Annotated in this window: 19 protein-coding genes and 2 pseudogenes; 6 read left to right on the top strand and 15 right to left on the bottom strand. The window is 69.5% G+C overall.

What is annotated here, in order from left to right:
• Nucleotides 1–78: 78 nt before the first annotated feature.
• The 10 genes from PL79_RS17680 to hutH form a co-directional block, all read right to left on the bottom strand.
• A complete protein-coding gene (locus PL79_RS17680) occupies nt 79–1,515 on the bottom strand; it encodes an aspartate aminotransferase family protein (RefSeq protein WP_044847660.1) in 1,437 nt (478 codons plus the stop codon).
• 37 nt (nt 1,516–1,552) lie between these two features.
• Nucleotides 1,553–2,890: a glutamine synthetase family protein gene (locus PL79_RS17675; protein WP_044847659.1), complete on the bottom strand. Its 1,338-nt coding sequence runs from the start codon at nt 2,888–2,890 to the stop codon at nt 1,553–1,555.
• Nucleotides 2,891–2,902: 12 nt separating this feature from the next.
• On the bottom strand, nt 2,903–3,709 hold the full coding sequence (locus PL79_RS17670; RefSeq protein WP_044847658.1) for a gamma-glutamyl-gamma-aminobutyrate hydrolase family protein: 807 nt from the start codon (nt 3,707–3,709) through the stop codon (nt 2,903–2,905).
• A gap of 726 nt (nt 3,710–4,435) precedes the next feature.
• The gene (gene hutG, locus PL79_RS17655) at nt 4,436–5,233 is read right to left on the bottom strand and encodes an N-formylglutamate deformylase (RefSeq protein ID WP_044847657.1); all 798 of its coding nucleotides are present in this window, start codon (nt 5,231–5,233) and stop codon (nt 4,436–4,438) included.
• Between the two features lie 60 nt (nt 5,234–5,293).
• Entirely contained in the window at nt 5,294–6,670 is a 1,377-nt protein-coding gene (locus tag PL79_RS17650) for a formimidoylglutamate deiminase (protein ID WP_044847656.1), read from the bottom strand.
• Nucleotides 6,671–6,821: 151 nt separating this feature from the next.
• Nucleotides 6,822–8,045: an imidazolonepropionase gene (gene hutI, locus PL79_RS17645; RefSeq protein WP_044847655.1), complete on the bottom strand. Its 1,224-nt coding sequence runs from the start codon at nt 8,043–8,045 to the stop codon at nt 6,822–6,824.
• 4 nt (nt 8,046–8,049) lie between these two features.
• A complete protein-coding gene (locus tag PL79_RS17640) occupies nt 8,050–8,661 on the bottom strand; it encodes a HutD/Ves family protein (protein ID WP_044847654.1) in 612 nt (203 codons plus the stop codon).
• A gap of 2 nt (nt 8,662–8,663) precedes the next feature.
• Nucleotides 8,664–10,352 (bottom strand): urocanate hydratase, encoded by a 1,689-nt coding sequence (hutU, locus tag PL79_RS17635; protein WP_044847653.1) that lies wholly within the window; start codon nt 10,350–10,352, stop codon nt 8,664–8,666.
• 39 nt (nt 10,353–10,391) lie between these two features.
• Nucleotides 10,392–11,087 (bottom strand): histidine utilization repressor, encoded by a 696-nt coding sequence (gene hutC, locus PL79_RS17630; protein WP_044847652.1) that lies wholly within the window; start codon nt 11,085–11,087, stop codon nt 10,392–10,394.
• Nucleotides 11,088–11,091: 4 nt separating this feature from the next.
• A complete protein-coding gene (gene hutH, locus PL79_RS17625; RefSeq protein ID WP_044847651.1) occupies nt 11,092–12,615 on the bottom strand; it encodes a histidine ammonia-lyase in 1,524 nt (507 codons plus the stop codon).
• 225 nt (nt 12,616–12,840) lie between these two features.
• Between hutH and PL79_RS17620 the strand changes: the two are divergent.
• Nucleotides 12,841–13,760: pseudogene (locus PL79_RS17620) on the top strand (glutamate/aspartate ABC transporter substrate-binding protein).
• A gap of 28 nt (nt 13,761–13,788) precedes the next feature.
• Here PL79_RS17620 and PL79_RS17615 read toward each other — a convergent pair.
• Both PL79_RS17615 and PL79_RS17610 read right to left on the bottom strand, forming a co-directional pair.
• Nucleotides 13,789–14,527: pseudogene (locus tag PL79_RS17615) on the bottom strand (4'-phosphopantetheinyl transferase family protein); the annotation flags it as partial.
• Nucleotides 14,528–14,687: 160 nt separating this feature from the next.
• Nucleotides 14,688–15,740 carry an alpha/beta hydrolase family protein gene (locus PL79_RS17610; protein WP_044847649.1) on the bottom strand — a complete coding sequence of 351 codons (1,053 nt, stop codon included), beginning with the start codon at nt 15,738–15,740 and terminating at the stop codon, nt 14,688–14,690.
• Nucleotides 15,741–15,858: 118 nt separating this feature from the next.
• Between PL79_RS17610 and PL79_RS17605 the strand changes: the two genes are divergently transcribed.
• The 3 genes from PL79_RS17605 to PL79_RS36900 all read left to right on the top strand — a co-directional run bounded on the left by PL79_RS17605 (nt 15,859) and on the right by PL79_RS36900 (nt 18,511).
• Nucleotides 15,859–16,800: a LysR substrate-binding domain-containing protein gene (locus tag PL79_RS17605; RefSeq protein ID WP_044847648.1), complete on the top strand. Its 942-nt coding sequence runs from the start codon at nt 15,859–15,861 to the stop codon at nt 16,798–16,800.
• Nucleotides 16,801–17,165: 365 nt separating this feature from the next.
• Entirely contained in the window at nt 17,166–18,398 is a 1,233-nt protein-coding gene (locus PL79_RS17600; protein ID WP_044847647.1) for an MFS transporter, read from the top strand.
• On the top strand, nt 18,389–18,511 hold the full coding sequence (locus tag PL79_RS36900; protein ID WP_044847646.1) for a hypothetical protein: 123 nt from the start codon (nt 18,389–18,391) through the stop codon (nt 18,509–18,511). Before PL79_RS17600 ends, PL79_RS36900 begins: the two co-directional genes overlap by 10 nt.
• Nucleotides 18,512–18,545: 34 nt before the next feature.
• Here the strand turns inward: PL79_RS36900 and PL79_RS17595 are convergent, their stop codons facing one another.
• Entirely contained in the window at nt 18,546–20,030 is a 1,485-nt protein-coding gene (locus PL79_RS17595; protein ID WP_044847673.1) for a cryptochrome/photolyase family protein, read from the bottom strand.
• 370 nt (nt 20,031–20,400) lie between these two features.
• Here PL79_RS17595 and PL79_RS17590 point away from each other — a divergent pair, with 370 nt between their 5' ends.
• Nucleotides 20,401–20,880 (top strand): SRPBCC domain-containing protein, encoded by a 480-nt coding sequence (locus tag PL79_RS17590; RefSeq protein WP_044847645.1) that lies wholly within the window; start codon nt 20,401–20,403, stop codon nt 20,878–20,880.
• Between the two features lie 13 nt (nt 20,881–20,893).
• Entirely contained in the window at nt 20,894–21,346 is a 453-nt protein-coding gene (locus PL79_RS17585; RefSeq protein ID WP_044847644.1) for a nuclear transport factor 2 family protein, read from the top strand.
• A gap of 69 nt (nt 21,347–21,415) precedes the next feature.
• Here PL79_RS17585 and PL79_RS17580 read toward each other — a convergent pair whose 3' ends face one another.
• Both PL79_RS17580 and PL79_RS17575 read right to left on the bottom strand, forming a co-directional pair.
• Nucleotides 21,416–22,402, bottom strand: a complete 987-nt coding sequence (locus PL79_RS17580) for a hypothetical protein (protein ID WP_044847643.1) — start codon at nt 22,400–22,402, stop codon at nt 21,416–21,418.
• A gap of 17 nt (nt 22,403–22,419) precedes the next feature.
• On the bottom strand, nt 22,420–23,211 hold the full coding sequence (locus PL79_RS17575; protein WP_044847642.1) for an SDR family oxidoreductase: 792 nt from the start codon (nt 23,209–23,211) through the stop codon (nt 22,420–22,422).
• Nucleotides 23,212–23,250 lie beyond the last annotated feature (39 nt).

The raw sequence follows: 23,250 nt of genomic DNA, 5'->3' as shown, positions 1-23,250 counted from the left end.
CGCTTCCTTGCGCTCGCGAACGCGTTCGACGGGCAACGCCGCTTCGGCCAGATGCAATCGAAGCGTCGCGACGACTCGCTACCCTGCCCGCCCGACCCGTTCCGCGGTCGCATCGAACGCGCGTTTCGCCTTGTCGACGATCTCGTCGACCTCCTCCTCACGAATCACAAGCGGCGGCGACAGCAGCATCCGGTCGCCGGTCGCGCGCATGATCAGGTTGCCGTTGAAGCAGAAGTCGCGGCAGATCGTGCCGATATCGGCGCCGGCGTCGAACCGCTCGCGCCGCGCGCGATCGCGCGCGAGCTGGACGCCCGCGACCAGCCCCGCCCCCGCGATCTCGCCGACGATCGGATGATCGCCGAGCGCTTCGCGCAGCCGACGCTGGAAGTACGGCCCGATGTCATGCTTCACGCGCTCGACGATCCCTTCGTCGCGCAGCAGCTTCAGGTTCGCGACCGCCACCGCCGCCGCGACCGGGTGCCCCGAGTACGTGAGGCCGTGATTGAATTCGCCGTTGTCGATGATCGGGCGCGCGACGCGTTCATGGATGCCCACCGCGCCCATCGGCACGTAACCCGAGGTGAGGCCCTTGGCCATCGTGATCAGGTCCGGCTCGAAGCCGAAGTGCTGGTGCGCGAACCATTCGCCGGTGCGGCCGAAGCCGCCGATCACTTCGTCGGCGACGAGCAGGATGTCGTACTTGCGGCAGATCCGCTGGATTTCCGGCCAGTACGTCGACGGCGGGAAGATCACGCCGCCCGCGCCCTGGAACGGCTCGCCGATGAACGCCGCGACGTTCTCCGCGCCGAGCGCTAGGATCTTCGCCTCGAGCTGCTGCGCACGCGCGAGGCCGAACGCTTCGGGAGTCTCGCCGGCTTGCGCTTCGCCGAAAAAATACGGCTGGTCGATGTGCACGATGTTCTCGACCTTCGACGGCATCTGCTCGTGCATGTAGCCCATCCCACCGAGCGTGCCGCCCGCGATCGTCGAGCCGTGATAGCCGTTCCTGCGCGAGATCACGTATTTCTTCTGCGGCTTGCCCTGCACGCGCCAGTACTGGTGCACGAGGCGCAGCACGGTGTCGTTGCCTTCCGAGCCGCTGTTGCAATAGAAGAAGTGGTTGAAGCCCGCGGGCGTGACTTCGGCGAGCATCGCCGACAGTTCGATCACCGGCGGGTGCGTGGTCTTGAAGAACGTGTTGTAGAACGGCAGTTCCTGCAGTTGGCGATATGCGGCATCGGCAAGTTCCTTGCAGCCGTAGCCGACGTTCACGCACCAGAGGCCGGCCATCCCGTCGATGATCTTGTCGCCGTCCGAGTCCCACAAATAGACGCCGTCGGCCTTCACGATCACGCGGCTGCCCGCGCGATTCAGCGCACCCATGTCCGAGAAGGGATGGATGTGGTGCGCGGCGTCGAGCGCGCGGTATTCGGCGGTCGAGCGTGCCTGCGTCGTGCGCAGTGCGGTGGCCGGCGCGGCCGGCTGGATCCAGGCAGATTCGTTGCGGTACGTCATGTTTCCTCCGTGATTCCGTATTCGGTCGTGCGCACGCTCACACGTGCAGCAGAAGATGGCGACGTTCCCACGAACTGATCACGCGGAAGAACGCTTCGTATTCGGTTTCCTTCAGCGCCAGGTACGCCTTCACGAACTTGTCACCGAGAATGCCGGCGAGCGGCGTGCACGCGGCCATCAGCGAGATGCCCTCCTCGAGGTTGCGCGGCAGCTGGTACGGCAGGTCGTAGCCGTCGGACGCGATCGGTTCGGTCGGCGCGAGCTGCTGCGTGAGGCCGAGATAACCGGCGGCGAGCGTCGCCGCGAACGCGAGGTACGGATTGCAGTCGACGCCCGGAATCCGGTTCTCGATGCGCCGCGCGACCGGCGTCGACTGCGGGATGCGAAAGCCGACCGTACGGTTGTCGTAGCCCCACTGCACGTTGATCGGCGCGGCCATGAAGCGCGACAGGCGGCGATACGAGTTGATGTACGGTGCGAAGATCGGCATCAGCGCGGGCGTATATTTCTGCAGGCCCGCAAGATAGCTTTGGAACATCGGCGACACGACGCCGCCGTCGTCGGCGAACAGGTTGCGGCCGGTGTGCACGTCGGCGAGGCTCTGGTGGATATGCATCGCGGAGCCCGGCTCGTTTTCCATCGGCTTGGCCATGAACGTCGCATACATGTTGTGGCGCAGCGCCGCCTCGCGCACCGTGCGCTTGAACAGGAACACCTGGTCGGCGAGCGACAGCGCGTCGCCGTGCACGAAGTTGATCTCCATCTGCGCGGCGCCGACCTCGTGGATCAGCGTCTCGATGTCGAGGCCCTGCATCTCGCAGTATTCGTAGATGTCCTCGAACAGCGGATCGAACTCGTTGACGGCCTCGATCGAATACGACTGACGGCCGGTTTCCGCCCGCCCCGTGCGCCCGACCGGCGGACGCAACGGCAGGTCGGGGTCGGCGTTCATATCGACCAGATAGAACTCGAGTTCGGGCGCGACCACGGGCTTCCAGCCCTTTTCCTTGTACAGGTCGAGCACGCGGCGCAGCACGTAGCGCGGCGAAATCTCGACCGGCGAACCGTCGAAATGCACGCAATCGTGGATCACCTGCGCGGTCGGGTCGACGGCCCACGGAATCAGGCAGATCGTCGACGGATCGGGCACGCACACCATGTCGGGATCGGTCACGCCGGTCAGCGTGCCGTCCTCCGGATAGTCGCCGGTGACTGTCTGCACCATCACGGCCTGCGGCAGGCGCATCGATTCACCGGACTCGAATTTGTTGCGCGGAATGATCTTGCCGCGCGCGATGCCGGCCATGTCGGGAATGATCGCCTCGACTTCGGTGATGCGGTGCTGGCGCAGGAATTCACTCAGTTCGGGTTGCATGATCGGCCTCGTTCAGTCGATGTCGGATGCAGCCGGCGACGGCATGGTGCCGCCGGCCGCATGAATGCGGTGTGTCATGCGCGCGCGGCACGCCGCGCCGAATGCCGCGAAGATGTCGCGCGACAGCGGTTGCTCCGCGTGGCGCCATTCGGGATGCCACTGCACGCCGAGCGCGAACGCACGCGCGCCGCGCACGCTCACGGCCTCGATCAGCCCGTCGGGCGCGCTCGCCTCGACCGCGAGGCCCGCGCCGAGCCGCGCGATGCCCTGGTCGTGCAACGAATTGACCAGCGCGTCGTGCGCGCCGTGCGCGACCCGTTGCAGCAGCCCGCCCGGCGCGAGCTGCACGCGGTGCGCGGCGCCGTACTGCCGCTCGAGCGGATCGCCGTCGCGCTCGCGATGATCGTGGAAGCCAGCGCTCGCATGCAGTCGCTGATGCAAGGTGCCGCCATACGCGACGTTCAGCTCCTGCATGCCGCGGCAGATCGCGAGCACCGGCACGCCCGCATCGATCGCCGCGCGGATCAGCGGCAGCGCGGTCGCATCGCGCGCGGGATCGTGCAGGGTATCGGGCGCGCTCGCCGGGCCGCCGTAGTGATGCGGCTCGACGTTCGAATAGCTGCCGGTCAGCAGCAGCCCGTCGATCGCCGCGACGATCGCGTCGACCGGCTGCCGCGCACCCAGCGCGGGCAGCACCAACGCCAGCGCGCTGGCACCGTCGACCAGCGCGACGAGATACTTCTCCCCGGCCGTGTGGTTCGGATGGGCGCCGCGCATGACGCGATCGGCGGTGACGGCTACGAGTGGGCGCGGTCGCATGATCGCCTCCGCGATAAATGCGCGACGCTTGCGGACGCGCAGGACGATGGCGGCCCGCGATGGCGCTGCACGCGTCCACGCGCGATCGTGCCGCTCGGACGGTGCGGCAACGGGCGGTGCGATCCGATGCGAAAGCGGAAAAGGACGCTAGGGCAACAATGAAGCGCTGCCGTCGCACTGCACCGCGCTGAACACGTGTGCGGTGACGACATTGAAGCGGCGCAGGCCGCGATGGGGCACAGCGAAGAAGCGGGGCTCGCGTATGGGGGCGGCGCGCGTGCCGCGCTCAGCATGCCGGATCGGCCCGGCCTGAGGCGGCGCGCCCGCCGACGGACTTCGGGTCCGGCGTATCGAAGGGCTGGCGGCTTTCACGATCGTACTCGACTGACTGATGAAGGCAGGACACGTGTCGCGATGAAGCGGGGGCGGCAATGCCGCGCGACGACACGTCGGCAAGGTGTCTCGCAACGGATTCCGGCGCGGTGCAGCGCTGATCGACGCCGTCGCGGCCGGGGCGCGCGTGACGACTTCCTGACATTCAGCTTATATCACCTAAAAATTGCGTCAAATTTTCAGGTACCGATCCCGACATCGATCAGACGAAAAAAAACGGCATCGACCGCTCGGGTCGATGCCGTTTTGTGCGATGCACCAATGTGCACCTTGCCAGCCGGCCGTGGCGCGACATCGCGCCGTGCCGCCGCACGCAGCGCGCGCGCCGACGGATCAGCGATGCGCGAGCGCGGTTTCGATGAGCGTCTGCAGCAGCGGCACGATCCGCGCGGCGCGCGCTTCGTCGTACGCATACGGACGCGTCTCTTCCATGTAGGTGATCTGCGACAGCTCCAGCTGCACGGCTTCGACGCCGGTCGCGGGCACGCCGTAGTGGCGCGTGATGTAGCCGCCCTTGAAACGCCCGTTCGCGACGGCCGTATAACCGCCGTGCGCGCTCACGCATGCGGCCAGCGCCTCGGCAAGGCCCGGCGCGGCGCTCGCGCCGCTCGACGTGCCGAAGTTGAAGTCCGGCAGGCGGCCCTCGAAGAAGCGCGGCACGTGCGAGCGGATCGAATGCGCTTCCCACACGAGCACGCGGCCGTGCTCGCGCTTCAGGCGCGCGATCTCGCCTTGCAGCGCGTCGTGATACGGGCGCCAGTAGCGGTCGCGACGGCGCATGATCTCGTCGTTGCCGGGCAGCGCGCCCGCCGGATACAGCGGCGCCTTGTCGAACGTATCGACCGGCACGAGCCCCGTCGTGTCCTGCCCCGGATACAGGTTCTCGTTGTCGGGCGGACGGTTCAGGTCGACGACGTAACGCGCGTGCGACGGCACGAGGATCGACGCGCCGAGCGTCGCCGCGAAGCCGTACAGGCGCTCGAGGTGCCAGTCGCAATCGTCGACGAAGCGCGCGTCGGGCGTCATCGTCGCTGCGATGTCGTCGGGGATGTGGATGCCTGCGTGCGGAATCGAGATCAGCAGCGGCAGCGTGCCCTGCTTCAGCGTGAATACAGCCGGTTGTTCAGTCATGTCGCATCACCGTAAAAGTCGGCCGGCGCACGCGCGCGGCGTGCGCCGGATGCCGCGCATTCAGCGCAGCAGTTGCGCCAGCGCGGCGCGGTAGTCGGCATAAGCTGCGGCTTCGTCGCGATGGCGGCGGCCGCTCACGACGCGCTCGCCGCCGGTATAGACGTCGAGCACCGGCGTGTCGCCGTGCTCGGCAAACACCGCGCCCGACAACCACGCCGTGCTGTCGTGCTCGGCAATCGCCGGATGATCGGGATCGAGCACGAGCCAATCGGCGCGGCTGCCTTCACGCAGCGCGCCGATGCGCCGCCCGCTCGCCTGCGCGCCGCCCGCGAGCGACGCGTCGAACAGCCGGTCGGCGACATGCGCCTGCGTGTCGCTCGCGAGCACGTTGCGCGCGCGATGCACGAGCCGCTGCCCGTATTCGAGCAGGCGCAGTTCCGAGCGCCAGTCGACCGACGCATGGCTGTCCGAGCCGACGCCGATCACGCCGCCCTGCGCGAGATAGTCGAGCGCCGGGAATACGCCGTCGCCGAGGTTCGCCTCGGTGGTCAGGCACAGGCCGGCCACCGCGCGACGCTTCGCGAGCGCGGCCGTTTCGGCCGCATCGACGTGCGTCGCGTGCACGAGGCACCAGCGCGCATCGACGTCGAAACGATCGAGCAGCCATTGCACGGGACGCGCGCCGTACGCGCGCACGCAATCGTCGACTTCGGCCGTCTGTTCGGCGATGTGGATATGCACCGGCGCGTCGTCGGGCAAGCCTTCCAGCAGCACGCGCAAGCCGTTCTCGGACACCGCGCGCAGCGAGTGCGGGGCGACGCCGTAGCGCAGGCCGCCGTGCTCGGGCGCGACGCGGCGCATCGCGTCGAGCAGCTCGAGCAGGCCGTCCGGCGTATTGATGAAGCGGCGCTGGTCGTCGCGCGGCGGCTTGTTGCCGAAGCCGGCGAACTGGTACGACACGGGCAGCATCGTGATGCCGATGCCGGCCGAGCGCGCGGCATCGACCACGCGCGCACCGAGTTCCGCGATCTGCGGATAGCGTGAGCCATCCTGCGCGTGATGCACGTAGTGGAATTCGCACACCGACGTGTAGCCGCACTTCAGCATCTCGACGTACAGCCAGCGCGCGATCGCCGCGAGCGCGTCGGGCGTGATCTTCAGCGCGAAGCGGTACATCAGGTCGCGCCAGCTCCAGAAGCTGTCGGCGGGATTCGCGCGATATTCGGTGAGCCCCGCCATCGCGCGCTGGAACGCGTGCGAATGCAGGTTCGGCATGCCGGGCAGCACGGGCCCGGCCGCGCGCGCGACGCCGGCCGGCGCGTCGGTGTCGGGCGTCACGTCGGTCAGCGTGCCGGCCGCGTCCCAGCGCAGCAGCACGTTGCGGCGCCAGCCATCGGGCAGCCAGGCATGGTCCGCGAACAACATAGAGTCGGTCATCGTGAGTCCTTGTTGGCCGGATTCGGCGCACTGAAGCGTCGGTCCGGTCCCAAGCCCCGGTTGGCAGGAGGCGGCGCGTCGGCGCCCGCTTCCGCTCCGTGGCGATCGACCGGACCGGCGCTTCAGCGCCGCCTCCGGCCCTCCGCTAAAACTAGCCGTTCATCCGGCGAAACACCGTCGCGCCGCCGCGCACGACCTGCTCGCACAGCGGCCGGCCGATCCAGTACGCGAGCTCCGACAGCGAGCCGACCGACCAGACCGCGAAATCGGCCTGGCGGCCGATCTCGAGCGCACCGTGACGATCCGCGCGGCCGAGCGCCGCCGCCGCATGGCGCGTCACACCCTGCAGCACCTCGGGCACCGTCATGCGGAACAGCGTGCAGCCCATGTTCAGCGTCAGCAGCAGCGATTCGAGCGGCGAGGTGCCGGGGTTGTGATCGGTCGCGAGCGCGATCGGCACACCATGCTTGCGCAGCAGCTCGATCGGCGGCAATTGCGTTTCGCGAATGAAGTAATACGCGCCGGGCAGCAGCACGGCGACCGTGCCGGCCGCCTTCATCGCCTCGATGCCGGCTTCGTCGAGAAATTCGAGGTGGTCGGCGGACAGCGCGCGATAACGCGCGGCAAGCGCGGTGCCGCCCGCGTTCGACAACTGCTCCGCGTGCAGCTTCACCGGCAGCCCGCGCCGCGTCGCGGCCTCGAACACGCGCTCGGTCTGCGCGAGCGAAAAGCCGATGCGCTCGCAGAACACGTCGACCGCGTCGACCAGGCCTTCGTCGGCGAGCGCCGGCAGCATCCGGCCGCACACTTCGTCGATGTATTCATCCGCGCGGCCCGCATATTCCGGCGGCAGCGCGTGCGCGCCGAGGAACGTGGTGTAGACCGTGACCGGGAAGCGCTCGCCGAGCTGGCGCGCGACGCGCAGCATCTTGCGCTCGCTCGCGAGGTCGAGCCCGTAGCCCGACTTGATCTCGATCGCCGTCACGCCATCGGCGAGCAGCGGCTGCAGGCGCGCGGCGGCCTGCACGAACAGCGTCGTCTCGTCGGCCGCGCGCGTCGCGCGCACCGTCGACACGATCCCGCCGCCCTGCCGCGCGATCTCCTCGTAGCTGACGCCGGCGAGGCGCTGCGCGAACTCGTCGGCCCGCGTGCCGCCGTACACGAGGTGCGTATGGCAGTCGACGAGGCCCGGCGTCACCCACGCGCCGTGCAGGTCTTCCCGCTGCCAGTGCGCATAACCGTGCGGCAGCGCGGACAACGCGCCGAGCCACACGATCGTGCCGGTTTCGTCGACGGCGATCGCCGCGTCGTCGATCGTTTCGTCGGGATGGCCGTGCGGACACAGCCTCAGGTGATGCCAGACAGTCGGTTTCATGCGTTCAGTCTCGTTCGCCGACGGCGAGCGACACGGCGAGCAGCGCGCCGCCTCCGCTCACGACGACGTCAAACGCACGCTGCGGCCCGTCGAGCCGCAGCGTGTCCATTTCCTGCAGTGCGTAGTGCGCGCCGTCGATCTCGACGCCGACCGCGCCCGTTGCGCAGAACAGCAGCACGGTATCGGCGCGCTCGACGCGGTGCGTGCCTTCGGGCCACACGTCGAGCGTCCCGCGCGCGGCCGAACGGCGCGTCATCAGGTTGAAGTCGCGCGTCGCGCCGTCGTGCAGCGTCGCGTCGATCGCCGTCTCGCCGGCGAAGTCCGCACGCGCGAGCGGCGCGTCGAGCACGTGGCGCGCGCCCCCCTCTTCGGCGAGCGTCATGCCCGCGCCGGACAGCAGCACGAGCGTGCGGTCAATCCCGTCGAAACGCGAGAACGGACCGGCCGCGCCGACGTCCGCGACGCTCACGCGCCATGCGAACGTATCGAGCGCGGCGCCCGGCGGGAATGCACCGATCTCGCGCGTCACGCCGCCGCCGTTCCTCCACGGCGACGCGACGAGATCCGCCGCGCGGATCATCGTCGCGTTCACCGGCGCCTGGTCGAGCGCCGTCATGCTCAGCGGCCGAGCATCGGCAGCTTCAGGCCGGCTTCGCGGGCCGTCTGCTGCGCGAGTTCGTAGCCGGCATCCGCATGGCGCATCACGCCCGTCGCCGGATCGTTCAGCAGCACGCGGCCGAGACGCTCGTGCGCTTCGGCGGTACCGTCGGCGACGATCACGACGCCCGAGTGCTGCGAGAAGCCCATGCCGACGCCGCCGCCATGATGCAGCGACACCCACGATGCGCCGCCTGCGGTGTTCAGCAGGGCGTTCAGCAGCGGCCAGTCGCTCACGGCGTCCGAACCGTCCTTCATCGATTCCGTCTCGCGGTTCGGGCTCGCGACCGAACCGGTGTCGAGGTGGTCGCGGCCGATCACGATCGGGGCCTTCAGTTCGCCGTTCTTCACCATCTCGTTGAACGCCTGGCCGAGGCGATAGCGATCCTTCACGCCGACCCAGCAGATCCGCGCCGGCAGGCCCTGGAACGCGATGCGCTCACGCGCCATGTCGAGCCAGTTGTGCAGGTGCGGATCGTCGGGGATCAGCTCCTTCACCTTCTGGTCGGTCTTGTAGATGTCTTCCGGATCGCCGGACAGCGCGACCCAGCGGAACGGGCCCTTGCCTTCGCAGAACAGCGGGCGGATATAGGCCGGCACGAAACCCGGGAAGTCGAATGCGTTTTCGACGCCCATTTCCAGCGCCATCTGGCGGATGTTGTTGCCGTAGTCGAGCGTGGCGGCGCCGCGCTCCTGCAGCGTCAGCATCGCGCGCACCTGCACGGCCATCGACTGCTTCGCGACCTTCACGATGCTCTGCGGATCGACCTTCTGCGCTTCGCGCCATTGCGCGACGGTCCAGCCTTGCGGCAGGTAGCCGTTGATCGGGTCGTGCGCGCTCGTCTGGTCGGTCACGCAGTCCGGCGTGATACCGCGCGTCACGAGTTCCGCGAACACGTCGGCCGCGTTGCCGAGCAGGCCGACCGACACCGGCTTGCCGGTGCGCTTCGCTTCGTCGATCATGCCGAGCGCTTCGTCGAGCGTCGTCGCCTTCTTGTCGACGTAGCGCGTCTTCAGGCGGAAGTCGATGCGCGTCTCGTCGCATTCGACCGCGATCATCGAGAAGCCGGCCATCGTCGCGGCGAGCGGCTGCGCGCCGCCCATGCCGCCGAGGCCGCCCGTCAGGATCCAGCGGCCCGACGGATCGCCGTTGAAGTGCTGGTTCGCGACCGAGAAGAAGGTTTCATAGGTGCCCTGCACGATGCCCTGGCTGCCGATGTAGATCCAGCTGCCGGCCGTCATCTGGCCGTACATCATCAGGCCCTTGCGGTCGAGCTCGTGGAAGTGATCCCAGGTCGCCCAGTGCGGCACCAGGTTCGAGTTCGCGAGCAGCACGCGCGGCGCATCCTTGTGCGTGCGGAACACACCGACCGGCTTGCCCGACTGGATCAGCAGCGTCTCGTTCTCTTCGAGATCCTTCAGCGACGCGAGGATCTGGTCGTAGCATTCCCAGTTGCGCGCCGCGCGGCCGATGCCGCCGTACACGACGAGCGCGTGCGGATGCTCGGCGACTTCCGGATCCAGGTTGTTCTGGATCATCCGGTAGGCCGCTTCGGCCAGCCAGGTCTTGCAGACCTTCTCGCTGCCGCGCGGCGCGCGGATCGTGCGGGTCGGATCGAGACGGGGATCGATGTGTTTCGGATGGTTCATGACGACTGCTCCCGAAGGAAAATGACTATCAAATAGGAATCAGAAATGCCCGGTGAAGCGATAACGGCTGCCGGGGTGCCACAGATTCGCCACCGAGGCGACGACGCCCTGCGACCAGGTGCGCCGATGTAAAACCAGACACGGCTCGACGTCGTCCATCCGCAGCTGCTCGCGCCGCTCGGGCGCCGGAGCCGCCGCTTCGATCCGGTACTCGACGCGCTGCAGCGGGGCCGCGCGCATCAGGTACAGGTTCGGCGTCGTGTTCGTAAAATCCTGCTCGGCATAATCCGGCGCGACCGCCGGATTCACCCACCGTTCTTCGAGCTGGACGGGTTCGTCATTCTCGAAGTGCAACACCTGCGAATAAAACAGCTTCGCGCGCACGGCCATCTGCATCTCGTCGGCGAGCGCCTCGTCGGCGCGGATCGTCTCGAGGCCGAGCACGCTGGCGCGGTACGCATGCCCGCGCGCGTCGACCTCTTCCGAGATGCTGCGGATCGCGACGAGCGTCGACTCGTACTTCGGCCGCGCGACGTAGGTGCCGGCGCCCTTCATGCGCGTCAGCACCTGCTCGGCCGTCAACTCGCGCAACGCGCGGTTGACGGTCATGCGCGCGACCTTGAACTCGCGGGCCAGTTCGTTCTCGGAGGGCACCTGGTCGCCCTCCGCCCACTCGCCGGCGTGAATGCGGCCCAGGATGAAATCCTTGATCTCCTGGTAGACCGGCGCGCTCATGGGCTTACTGTTCCGATGCGAACGAGAACGGCGCGACCTTCGCGAACGCGCGCTCGCCGACGAGCTTCGCGATCACCGCGATGTCCGGTGCGAAGTAGTGGTCGAGCTCGTAGTGCGCAACCTTGCCGCGGATCGTTTCCATCACCGGCGCGAGCTTCGGGCTCGTGTGGTACGGCGCGCGCAGGTCGACGCCCTGGGCGGCGGCCAGCAGTTCGATCGCGAGGATGTGCTTCGTGTTGTCCGCGATGTCGGCGAGCTTGCGCGCGGCGAACGTCGCCATCGACACGTGGTCTTCCTGGTTCGCCGAAGTCGGCAGCGAGTCGACCGACGCCGGGTGCGCGAGCGTCTTGTTTTCCGATGCCAGCGCGGCCGCCGTCACGTGGGCGATCATGAAGCCCGAGTTCACGCCGCCGTCCTTCACGAGGAACGGGGGCAGGCCCGACAGCGTCGCGTCGATCAGCAGCGCGATGCGGCGCTCGGCCAGCGCGCCGATTTCCGCTGCGGCGAGCGCGAGGTTGTCGGCCGCGAATGCGACGGGTTCGGCGTGGAAGTTGCCGCCCGACAGCACTTCGCCGGTATCCGGGAAGATCAGCGGGTTGTCCGACACGGCGTTCGCTTCGACCAGCAGCACGTCGGCTGCATGGCGCATCTGGTCCAGGCACGCGCCCATCACCTGCGGCTGGCAGCGCAGGCTGTACGGATCCTGCACCTTGTCGCAGTCGCGGTGCGACTGGTTGATCGGCGAGCCTTCGAGCAGGTCGCGGTACGACGCGGCCGCGTCGATCTGGCCTTGATGGCCGCGCAGTTCGTGGATGCGGGCGTCGAACGGCTTCACCGAGCCGGCTGCCGCGTCGACCGACAGCGCGCCCGCAACCAGCGCGGTGCGGTACAGGTCTTCGATCGCGAACATGTTGTCGAGCGCCAGCGCGGTCGACGCCTGCGTGCCGTTCAGCAGCGCCAGGCCTTCCTTCGCCTGCAGCGTCAGCGGCGCGAGGCCCGCGACGCGCAGACCGTCCAGCGCGCTGGCGCGCTCGCCGCGGATGAACACTTCACCGACGCCCAGCAGCACGGCCGACATATGCGCGAGCGGCGCCAGGTCGCCCGATGCGCCGACCGAGCCCTTCACCGGGATCAGCGGCAGCACGTCGGCGTTGAACAGCGTGATCAGCGCGTCCATCACTTCGCGACGGATGCCCGAGTGGCCGCGGCCGAGGCTCGACAGCTTCAGTGCCATCAGCAGACGCACCGACGAGCGTGCCATCGGCTCGCCCACACCGACCGCATGCGACAGCACCAGGTTCTTCTGCAGCAGCTCGAGCTGGTCGTGCGGGATGTGCGTGCTGGCCAGGCGGCCGAAACCCGTGTTGATGCCGTATGCGGGCTCGCCCTTCGCCGCGATGTCGGCGACGGCCTTCGCGCCCGCGTCGATCTTCGCGAAGCTCGCCGGGTCGAGCTTGAGCTGCACGGATTCGCGAGCGATCTTGCGCAGTTGCGGAAGGGTCAGGTGGCCGGGGGTCAACGTAATCATGTGAGCAATCCTGTCTAGACAAGTTCGGGATGGATTGGAGTGTAGCCACCGCGACTTGTCTAGACAACCTGTTTTTCATAATTCCGACTCGGGAGTTTCCCTGATGTCCGGCGCGGCGCGCCGGAGCGGCCAGACAGGCCTCGCAATTAACATATGTTGCAATTATTTTGTCTTTGGCAACATACGAATCGACGCTTCCCTACGATCCGCCCACGGAGATCCGCCATGACCATCCCGCCCCGGTTGACCACCCTCCTCGGCCGCAGCCTGCTCGTCGCCGCGTGCGCGCTCGCGTGCGGCGCATCGCTCGCCGCGGAACCGCTGTCCGGCACGCTCGAGAAGGTGCGGCAAAGCGGCCTGATCTCGATCGGCCATCGCGAGACGTCGGTGCCGTTCTCCTATGTCGACGCGAGCGGCAAGGTGATCGGCTTCCGCAGGACCTGTGCGACCGCGTAATCGCCGCCGTGAAGGCGCGCACCGGCAAGCCCGACCTGCAGGCGCGCTTCATCCCGGTCACGTCGCAGAACCGCATCCCGCTCGTGCAGAACGGCACCGTCGATCTCGAATGCGGGGTGACCACCAACCTCGCCGCGCGTCACGCGCAGGTCGCGTTCTCGACCACCTTCTTTGTCGCGACGACACGCCTGCTCACGCGCACGAACTCGGGCATCCGCGACTTCCCCGATCTCGCCGGCAAGACGGTCGTGACGAACCAGGGCACGACGTCCGAACGCCTGCTGCGCAAGATGAACGAGGAAAAGAAGACGAACATGCAGATCATCAGCGCGAAGGACTACGGCGAAGGACGCCTCACGCTCGAATCGGGCCGCGCGGCCGCGTACATGATGGACGACGTGCTGCTCGCCGGCGTGCGCCAGCTCGCGGCGAAGCCGGCCGACTGGGCGATCGTCGGCACACCGCAATCGTCGGAAGCGTACGGGTTCATGCTGCGCAAGGACGATCCGCAGTTCAAGGCGCTCGTCGACGGCGTGCTCGTGCAGCTGATGAAGAGCGGCGAGATCAACGCGCTGTACGACAAGTGGTTCATGAAGCCGGTGCCGCCGAAGGGGCTCGCGTTCGAGTTCCCGATGAGCGACGTGATCAAGGCGCGCTACGCGGCGCCCAACGACGTACCGCTCGAATGAGCGTCGCGCGCTGAAACGGGTCAGCGCGCCACGCGACGCACGCCGCGTAACCGGGCGCCGCGTCGAGCCAGCCCGCGTCGAACGCGGCCACGCCGGCGCGGGCGCGGCCGCTCGACGATCGTCGTCGCGGCGTCGCCGCATCGCGCGGCGGCACGACCGCGAACGGCGCCAGCCGCCGACGATGCGGTGCCGAGCGCCTTCAGCAGCGCCTCCTTCGCGGCCCACACGCGCATGAACGCGTCCGCGCGGGCGGCGAGCGGCAGGCCGTCGAGATACGCAGCCTCGGCGGCCGCGCACACTTCGCGCGTCAGCGCACGCCAGTCGGTCGTGCGGTTGCAGCTTTCGATATCGACGCCGACGCGCCCCGTCGCCGCCCACGCGATGAGCGCGTGATCGCCCGCGTGCGACACGTTGAAATCGAGCGACGCGCGATGCGCGGGATCCAGCGACGGCCGTCCCGATGCGTCGACGACGATCGCGACGTCCTTCGGCGCGATGCCGAGCGCCGCACCGAGCACGTCGCGCAGCGCGGCGCGCGTCGCGGCACTGCGCACCGCATCCTCGTGCCGCAGATAGCGCCCGGCACGCGCCCGCTCCGCGTCGCTCAGTGCGGCGTAGGCGGGCGATGCGAGCGGCACGCGCCAGTCGAAATCGACGCGCGCGACCTGCACGCCGGCACGCGACGCGGCAGGCGGCACATCGAGCAGGTGCACGCGCCACGCGCGGGACAGGTCGTCGGCAATCTCGGAATCGGGTGGAATGGACATCGGCACGCGGCAGCCAGGCGAACGAAACGTTCGATGTTAATCGATCGTACGGGACGGAGACCGACGCATCGCGACCGAGATCGTCGGCAGCGGCAGCAGCAACGGCAGCCGGTGCGACCGTCTCATCGACGCGATGGCCGGGCCACGCGCGCGCGCGCGTTCACCCGTGCGCGACGGCACCCGGCACGCCGCTTCCCGCCAGCCGCGCACGCTGCGCCGGATGGCGCGCGTGAACGCGGCCCGGCGCATCGGCCGGCAGCGCGCCGTGTTGCAGCCAGGACAGCGCGACGGGCCACAGCGTGTCGGTGAAGCGGCTGTGGAAGAACGCGAAGTGGCCGATCGCGTCGACGCCGATGTCGCGCGGCGCGATCCGCAGGTGCGTGACGTCGCTGCCCGTGTAGTAGCCGACCAGCCGTTCGATCGCGTCGACCGTGCCGAACCCGTCGTCGTCGAGGCCGATCGCGAGCATCGACGCCGGCAGCCGCGCGAAGCGGGCCGGCAGCGCGGCGCGGCTCGCCGCGGGTTCGGCGAGCAGGCCGTGCGTGAAGGCGTCCTCGAAGCGCGGTTGCGCGCGCACCCACGACAGCGCGACGCCGCGCGGCGTGTCTTCCATCCAGCCGAGCCGCTTCGCGGGCACGTAGCCGAATACGGCCGCGAGCGCCGGCATCGCGACGTGCCATTTCCACCACATGCGCCGCCGCTCTTCCGGCCGATAGTCGCGCCAGTACGCATACTGCGCGCCCACCGTCACCACGTGACGCACGTACGCGTTCGACGCCGCGAGCCCGAGCACGCAGCCGCCGATGCTGTGCGCGACGACGTCGAGCGGCTGGCCCGGAAATGCATCGCGCGCGTATTGCAGCGCGGCCTCGCAATCGAGCCGCCCCCAGTCGAGCCAGTTCGCGCGCAGCTTCGCGAGCCGCGCGGGGCGCGAGCCGCCGATCCCGCGATAGTCGTAGACGAGCACGTCGCGCCCCTGCGCGAACAGCCAGGCCGCGAAACGGAAGTAGTAGTCGCAGCGCACCGACGTCGCGCAATTGACGACCGTCACCGGCCGCACGGTGCTGCCGCGATGCCGCCACACGTAGCCGCGCAGCACGTAACCGTCGGCCGCGGTCAGCGTCACGGCCTCCGGCGGAAACGCACCCGCCGGGCGCCCCGCTGCCTGATCCGCCGCGCACGCGGCCCCGCCTGCTTCGTTCGAAATCGTCATCGTGTCTCCTGTGCGGCGCCGCCTGCCCGGCGCCCGCCCGATCGGCCAGCCTCCATTGAACTTGACGCGCCGGACGTTCTCAACCAATCTTGCTGCTCCGTTCGCATGAGCCCTACGCATGTCAACGCCGCTCGTCCGTCTTCCGTCGCTGGACCTCGTGCGCGGCTTCGTCGCCGTCGGCCGCCGCATGAGCATCACGCTCGCCGCGCAGGACCTGTGCGTCACGCAGTCGGCGGTCAGCCGCCAGGTGCACGCGCTCGAGGCGCATCTCGGCGTCGCGCTGCTGCAGCGCGGCTATCGCAAGATCGCGTTCACGCCGGAAGGCGAGCGGCTGTTCCGCGCCGCCGATGCGGCGCTGCTCAACCTGCAGGACACCGTCGCGTCGCTCGCCGCCGCACGCGAGCGGCAACCCGTCACGATCACCGCGAGCATCGGCGTCACCGCGCTGTGGCTGCTGCCCAGACTCGGGCGCCTGCAGGCGCGCCTGCCCGACATCGACTTGCGCGTGGCCGCGAACGACAAGGTACTCGATTTGCGCGCGGAAGGCATCGACCTCGGAATCCGCTACTGCCCGCGCGAGCGCGCGCCGGCCGGCGCGCTGCACCTGTTCGACGAGATCGTCGTGCCGGTCGCGCACCCCGCGCTGGCCGCCCGGCCCGTCACCGACGCGGCCGCTATCGCCGAGCACGTGCTGCTCGAATTCGACGGGCCGCCGCAAACCCGACTGCAGTGGCGTGCGCACCTGCACGCTGCCGGGCTCGGCGACGCGCGCCCGAAGGGCGTGCTGCGCTTCAACCAGTACGACCAGGTCATCCACGCCGCGATCGCCGGCCAGGGCGTCGCGCTCGGCAGGCTCGCGCTCGTCGCGCCGATGCTCGCCGACGGCCGGCTCGCGGTGCTCGGCCCGCACTCGCAGGCGTTGTCGGATGCGTACGGCTACTGGCTGTTCCGGCACGATCCGGCACCGCGCCGCGAAGTCGCCGACGTGCGCGACTGGATCCTCGCGGAAGCGGCCGAGTGCGACGCGGCGATGCGGGCGTACGACGTGGCGCAGCGGTAGTCGCGAGCCGCGAGCCGCGAGCCGCGAGCCGCGAGCCGCGAGCCGCGAGCCGCGAGCCGCGAGCGAAATTCTGCATCGAGCCGGCGCCGGCGCGGTGTTGCGCACGTACATGAACGCCGCCACGGGCAATGCACCGGCGCCCCGTCCCCGCTGCATCGGCCGCCTGTCACGCCGGCTGCATGCGGCGCAGCGGCTTCACGCATCCGGCGTGTACAGCCCGCGTCGCCGACATCGTGTCCGAACCGCATCGCATTCCCCGCACGCATGCGAACGCGACCGAATGATTGCTTGAGCGGCCGGCGGCCGGATCGTCTAATCGGATCGAACGCGGCCGCCGCGCCGCACGCATCCATCCGGAGACACGCATGACCCCGATCGAACAAGACGCCCGGCGCCGCTGGCTGCCGGTGCTCGCGGGCGGCCTGATCATGGGCGCCGCGCTCGGCATCCGTCACGTGCAGGGACTGTTCCTCGCCCCCGTCACGCTCGACCACGGCTGGTCGCGCGAAGCGTTCGGCCTCGCGCTCGCGCTGCAGAACCTGATCTGGGGCATCGCGCAACCGTTCACCGGCATGATCGCCGACCGCTTCGGGTCGGTGCGCGTGATCGTCGCCGGCATGCTGCTGTACGCGGCCGGGCTCGTCACGATGGCGTTCGCCGCGTCGGCCGGCGTATTCACGGCCGGCGCGGGGTTCGTGATCGGCGTCGCGCTGTCGGGGTCGGCCTTCGCGTCGATCTACGGCGCGCTGAGCCGCCTGTTTCCGCCCGACCGGCGCGGCTGGGCGCTCGGCGTCGCCGGCGCGATCGGCGGGCTCGGCCAGTTCTGCATGGTGCCGGTCGCGCAGGTGCTGATCGGCGGCATCGGCTGGCAGCATGCCTTCGTCGCGCTCGCCGTCGTCACCGCGCTGCTCGCGCCGCTCGCCGTGCTGGTGCGCGACCGGCCCGCGCAGGCCGCGAGCCGCGCGGACGGCCCCGACCAGTCGATCGGCGCGGCGGTACGCGAAGCGTTCGCGCATCGCGGCTTCTGGCTGCTGAACGCGGGATTCTTCGCGTGCGGGTTCCAGCTCGCGTTCATCGCGACCCACCTGCCCGCCTACCTGCTCGATCACGGCCTGCCGGCGCGCCACGCCAGCGTCGCGCTCGCGCTGATCGCGCTGACCAACGTGGCCGGCACCTACGCATGCGGCCATCTCGGCAGCCTGCTGCGGCGCAAGTACGTGCTGTCCGTGCTGTACCTCGTCCGCGCGCTGGCGATGGTCGCGTTCGTTGCAGCGCCGTTGTCGCCCGCGAGCGTCTACGTGTTCGCGGCCGTGATGGGCTTCACGTGGCTCGGCACGGTGCCGCTGACCAACGGCGTGATCTCGCAGGTGTTCGGCGTGCGTTACATCGCGACGCTGTTCGGCTTCGTGTTCTTCGGGCACCAGCTCGGCAGTTTCTTCGGCGTCTGGCTCGGCGCGCTCGTGTACGACGCGACGCATTCGTACCTGCCGCTGTGGATCGGCTCGATCGCGCTCGGCGTGCTGGCCGCGCTGCTGCACCTGCCGATCGACGACGCGCGCATCGCGCGGCCGGTGCCGGGCAAAGCCGCATGGGCGTGATGCGTGCGGCGCTGGCCGCCGGCGCGCTCGCGTTCGTCGCGTGGTGCGGCGCGGCCTACTTCGATTCGGGCGTCGCGCTCGCGCTGCTCGAGCACGCGGCGTTCTGCGACTGACGCGGCGAACCGTGCCGCGCGCAGCGACGGCCGGTCACGCCTGGCGACGCTTCGGCAACGAGGCCAGCGCATCGAGCGCGCGACGGCGCGCGCCGTCGTGATCGACGATCGGCGCCGGATAGTCGACGTCGAACCGCACGCCGGCCGCCGCAAGCTCCATCGGGGATGCCTCCCACGGCGCGTGGATCGTCGCCGCGTCGAGGCCCGCGAGTTCCGGCACCCAGCGGCGCACGTACGCCCCTTGCGGGTCGAACTTCCGGCCCTGCGTCACCGGATTGAAGATGCGGAAATACGGCGCGGCGTCGGCGCCGCAGCCGGCCACCCATTGCCAGTTCGCCGGGTTGTTCGCGGCATCCGCGTCGACGAGCGTGTCGTGGAACCAGCGCTCGCCGGCCCGCCAGTCGATCAGCAGATGCTTGACGAGAAACGATGCGACGACCATCCGCACGCGGTTGTGCATCCAGCCGGTCGTCCACAGCTCGCGCATCCCCGCATCGACGAGCGGGTAGCCGGTCAGCCCGCGCTGCCACGCGCGCAGCGCGGCAGGATCGTCGCGCCACGGCATCGCGTCGAACTGCGCCCGGAAGTTGTCGGTCGCGAGCGCCGGAAAGTAATACAGCAGCACATGGCTGAATTCGCGCCAGCCGAGTTCGCTCAGGAACTTCTCGGCGCCGGCCGCGCAGGCCGCACCGCCCGCCTGTGCCGCACCCTGCACCGCATGCCACACCTGTCGCGGCGACAGGTTGCCGAAGCGCAGGCACGGCGACAGCCGGCTCGTCGCCGACCGGTCGGGCCGGTCGCGCGTATCGGCATAGCCGGTCAGCGACTCGACGGAAAACGCATCGAGCCGCGCCTGCGCGCCGGCTTCGTCGGGTGCCGGCCACGCGTCGCGCAGGCCGCCCGCCCAGTCCGGCGCGTGCGGACGCAACCCGAGCGCGTCGAGCGGCAGCGCGCGTTCGCGCACGCCGGCCGGCCACGGATGAAACGCGATCCGCTCGGGCTCCGGCAGCGGCGCCGCCACCGTGCGATCGCGCCGCACCGCGCGCCAGTACGCGGTGAACACCTGGAACGGCGTGCCGGCGCCCGTCAGCACGTCCCACGGTTCGTTCAGCAGGCTGCCGTTGCTGCTCTCGACCTCGAGGCCGCGCGCCTTCAGCGACGCCTTCAACGCCGCATCGGCATCGCGCTGCGGCTGCGCATAGCGGCGGTTCCAGTACACCGCTGCCGCGCCCGTGTCCTGCGCGACGCGTTCGATCTCGCGCGGCGCATCGCCGCGCAACAGCAGCAGGCGTCCGCCATGACGCGCGAGCGCCGCATCGAGTCCGGCGAGCGACCCATGCAGCCACCAGCGCGCCGCCCCGCCGAGCGCGCGCCCCGCGCCTTCGCCCGTGTCGTCGACGTACACGCATACGAGCGGCCGGCCCGACGCAACCGCGCGCGTCAGCGCGGGCTGGTCGGTCACGCGCAGATCGTCGCGGAACCACACGACGGCGGGAGCAATGGTCGACTTCGCTGGCACGGGCACCTCGAGCAGGAAACTGAAGAGTGACCGGTATTGTCGCGGCAGGTTCGCGCGATGTCGACGTTCGAACCGCACGGCGTACCGCGCGCGTGCGTCGCGTACCGACGCCGACACCGGATCGCCGGCCCGGTGAAAGGCCTTAGTCCGTTCCGACGATTCTTCGCCGCACGCACCGGCCTACGCTCGATGTCGGGTTCGCCGCGATGTGCGACGCGCGCCGGCCGCCGGTCAGCCCCATGCATTGCACGGCGCGTTCGCCATGCCCGCCGGCGCCGGCGCGACCCGTTCCGGCTGTCGCGGCGCGTACCCGCCCGTGCGGGCGCAGCCGCGGCCCCCTCCGCTCCCTCACTCACATTCGATACCCGCCATGACCAAACCAGCCAATCTCGTCACCTCGATCACCGTCGCGATCGACGCCCCCGCTGCCGTCGTCTGGGAAGTGCTGACCGACTTCCCGCGCTACGGCGAATGGAACACGTTCTGCGTCGGCCTCGAGACGACCGGCCGGATCGGCGACTTCGTGCACATGCAGGTGCGCATTCCCGGCACGGAGACGGTGATTCCCGTCAACGAAATCCTCGTCGCATACGAGCCCGAGCGCCTGCTGTCGTGGGAGCAGCGCCCGACCGACGACAACAAGGACGCCGCGCGCCGCGACCAGTACGTCGAAGCCGACGGCGCCGAGCGCTGCCGCTACTTCACGACGGACCAGTTCCTCGGCCTCAACGCGGAAACGATCATGCGCGAGCACGGCGGCTGGGTGAAACAGGGGTTCGACCAGTGCGCGCGCGACGTGAAGCTGCGGGCGGAAGCGCTGCATGCGGCCCGCCGGCGCAAAAGCGCGTGACGGAGCGCAACCGATGCCCGACCTGCAGACCCTCTCCGATCATCACGACCTCCGCGAGCTGATCGTCGCGTACTCGAGCGCGATCGATGCACACGACTTCGACGCGCTCGATGCCGTGTTCACGCACGACGCGACGATCGACTATCGCGCGATGGGCGGCATCGCCGGCACGTATCCGGACGTCAAGGCGTGGCTGCGCACCGTACTGCCGCAGTTCCCGCAGTACCAGCACCTGGTCGGCAACCTGTCGATCACGCTCGACGGCGACACCGCGCGCGGCCGCACGATCTGTTTCAATCCGATGGAAGTCGCGCTGCCGGACGGCGGCACGCAGGTGATGTTTCTCGGGCTGTGGTACGTCGACCGGTTCGTGCGCACCGCGCAGGGCTGGCGCATCGCCGAGCGCGTCGAGGAGCGCTGCTACGGCCACAACGTGCCGGCCGTGCTTGCGAACGCGACCGGCTGAACACCGACACGTCGCACGACGCGCGCGCCGTGGCATCGTTGCACGGCGCGCGTGTCGCAGGCCCTCGGGTCAGTCGAGACGGAACGCCGCTTCGAAGCGCGCGGCGAACGCGTCGAATTCGGTTTCCGGCAGATGGTTGATGCCGCCCGCGCGCTTGCGCCCGCCGCCGGTCGGGAAGCCGCGGCAGAATTCGTCCGCGCCGAGCGCCCGGCCGTCCGGCACGCGCACGCTGACCACGAACCCGCCCTGCGCGCGTGGCGACAGCACCGCGAGCGCCGCATGCGGCGCATTGCGCATCCGCTCGTTCGCGAGCATCCCCGTCGCGCGCCGCGCCCACGGATGATCCGGCATCCTGATCAGCGTCGCGCCCGGCACGTCGCGCAACGGCGCGAGTGCGCCCGCGAGCGCCATGTCGTCGCGATAGCCGTCGCGCAACGCGGCGAACACCGGCGTGTCGCGCACGAAGTCGAGCGGATCGACGCATGGCAGCATCGCGTCGGCCAGCACGGCCGGATCGAAATGCAGGTCGCCGACGCATTCGCCGTAGGCGTTGTAGTTCAGGTAGAGGCCGAGTTCGGCCAGCGTGCCGCGTTCGGCTGCGTCGATCCCGTATTCGCGCGCGAGCGCGTCGCCGAGCGCCGGCAGTTCGTCGCCGAACGCCGCGACGATCGCCCAGCGCACATGCCGGCCGCCGAGACGGCGGTTCACGAGCGCGCTCGTGCAGACGTCGGCGGCCGTGTCGATATACGCGTCGAAACGCGGATCGCCGGGCAGCTCGCCCGCGAAGTGATGGTCGAAGTAGCGAACCGCGGCGCCATCGCGCAGCAGCCGCGCGCATGCGTCGCGGTTCTGGTCGTGCGACACGTCGAGCACGGTCACGCGGTCGCCGGCCCGCGCGTCGATGCGCTCGAGCAGCCTGATGTCGCGCTTCACGCCGGTCACGAGCGTGCCGCGTTCGCCCTCCGCGAGCCGCAGCTGCTGCAGCGCGCACAGGCCGTCCGCATCGCCGTTGAACGCGAAGAAGTGGCGCCCCTGTTCCTGTTGTCGTTCCTGCATGATCCGTTGCTCCGTCCTCAGGGCATGAAATCGCCGCCGTTCGCGTCGAGCGTCGCGCCGGTCACCGCGTTCGCGTAATCCGACGCGAGGAACAGCGCCGCGCGCGCGCAGTCGTCATCGGTCGGCAGCTTCGCGAGCGCGATGTTCGACGCGATCGGCGCGATGATCGCTTCCTCCGTCGTGCCGTATTCGGCGGCCGCCTGCCGGAAATACGTCTGCGTCGGCACGCCCCACATCCAGCCCATGTGGATGCTGTTCGCGCGGATCCCGTGCACGCCGAGCTCGCGCGCCAGGTATTTTGCCGCAACCGCGAGCGCGCCCTTCGATACAGCGTAGCCCGCTTCCCCTGCAAACGGCTTGCGGGTCGCCTGCGAGTTGATCATCACGATCGCGCCGCGCTTCTGCCGCTTCATGTGCGGCACGATTTCCTGCGTGAGCGTCATCGTGCCGAACACGTTGGTGTCGAACACCGCGCGCCAGCCGTCGAGATCGGCTTCCTCGACCGGCTCCGGGAACGTGCCGTGCGCGAACGCGCTGTTCACGAGCGCGTCGATCCGGCCGAAGCGCTCGACCGCCTGCGTCGCGAGCTGCCGGCACTGCGCGCGCTCGGCGATGTCGGTGCGTACCTTCAGCACGTCGCATGCGACGCCGAGTGCGCCGATCCGTGCTTCCGCGTCGTCGAGCTTGTCCATCGTGCGTGCCGCGACGACCACGCCGCGCGCACCCTCGCGTGCCGCCTCGACGGCGAGCTTCACACCGAGCCCCGGCCCGATCCCTGAAATCACGACGATCTTGTCCTTCAGCAACATGGGTTGTCTCCTGGTTATGGTTCGTCTCGCGGGCGCGCC

It is taken from the genome of Burkholderia sp. USMB20 (genome assembly GCF_000949135.2).
Taxonomy (GTDB): domain Bacteria; phylum Pseudomonadota; class Gammaproteobacteria; order Burkholderiales; family Burkholderiaceae; genus Burkholderia.
Note: the sequence above shows the minus strand (reverse complement) of the source record. Positions and strands in the feature narration are given on the sequence as shown.

Bases quoted from the DNA above. Each gene is read 5' to 3' on its own strand.
- PL79_RS17680 (WP_044847660.1), bottom strand. From the start codon at position 1,515: ATGACGTACCGCAACGAATCTGCCTGGATCCAGCCGGCCGCGCCGGCC.
- PL79_RS17675 (WP_044847659.1), bottom strand. From the start codon at position 2,890: ATGCAACCCGAACTGAGTGAATTCCTGCGCCAGCACCGCATCACCGAA.
- PL79_RS17670 (WP_044847658.1), bottom strand. From the start codon at position 3,709: ATGCGACCGCGCCCACTCGTAGCCGTCACCGCCGATCGCGTCATGCGC.
- hutG (WP_044847657.1), bottom strand. From the start codon at position 5,233: ATGACTGAACAACCGGCTGTATTCACGCTGAAGCAGGGCACGCTGCCG.
- PL79_RS17650 (WP_044847656.1), bottom strand. From the start codon at position 6,670: ATGACCGACTCTATGTTGTTCGCGGACCATGCCTGGCTGCCCGATGGC.
- hutI (WP_044847655.1), bottom strand. From the start codon at position 8,045: ATGAAACCGACTGTCTGGCATCACCTGAGGCTGTGTCCGCACGGCCAT.
- PL79_RS17640 (WP_044847654.1), bottom strand. From the start codon at position 8,661: ATGACGGCGCTCGACCAGGCGCCGGTGAACGCGACGATGATCCGCGCG.
- hutU (WP_044847653.1), bottom strand. From the start codon at position 10,352: ATGAACCATCCGAAACACATCGATCCCCGTCTCGATCCGACCCGCACG.
- hutC (WP_044847652.1), bottom strand. From the start codon at position 11,087: ATGAGCGCGCCGGTCTACCAGGAGATCAAGGATTTCATCCTGGGCCGC.
- hutH (WP_044847651.1), bottom strand. From the start codon at position 12,615: ATGATTACGTTGACCCCCGGCCACCTGACCCTTCCGCAACTGCGCAAG.
- PL79_RS17610 (WP_044847649.1), bottom strand. From the start codon at position 15,740: ATGACGATTTCGAACGAAGCAGGCGGGGCCGCGTGCGCGGCGGATCAG.
- PL79_RS17605 (WP_044847648.1), top strand. From the start codon at position 15,859: ATGTCAACGCCGCTCGTCCGTCTTCCGTCGCTGGACCTCGTGCGCGGC.
- PL79_RS17600 (WP_044847647.1), top strand. From the start codon at position 17,166: ATGACCCCGATCGAACAAGACGCCCGGCGCCGCTGGCTGCCGGTGCTC.
- PL79_RS36900 (WP_044847646.1), top strand. From the start codon at position 18,389: ATGGGCGTGATGCGTGCGGCGCTGGCCGCCGGCGCGCTCGCGTTCGTC.
- PL79_RS17590 (WP_044847645.1), top strand. From the start codon at position 20,401: ATGACCAAACCAGCCAATCTCGTCACCTCGATCACCGTCGCGATCGAC.
- PL79_RS17585 (WP_044847644.1), top strand. From the start codon at position 20,894: ATGCCCGACCTGCAGACCCTCTCCGATCATCACGACCTCCGCGAGCTG.
- PL79_RS17580 (WP_044847643.1), bottom strand. From the start codon at position 22,402: ATGCAGGAACGACAACAGGAACAGGGGCGCCACTTCTTCGCGTTCAAC.
- PL79_RS17575 (WP_044847642.1), bottom strand. From the start codon at position 23,211: ATGTTGCTGAAGGACAAGATCGTCGTGATTTCAGGGATCGGGCCGGGG.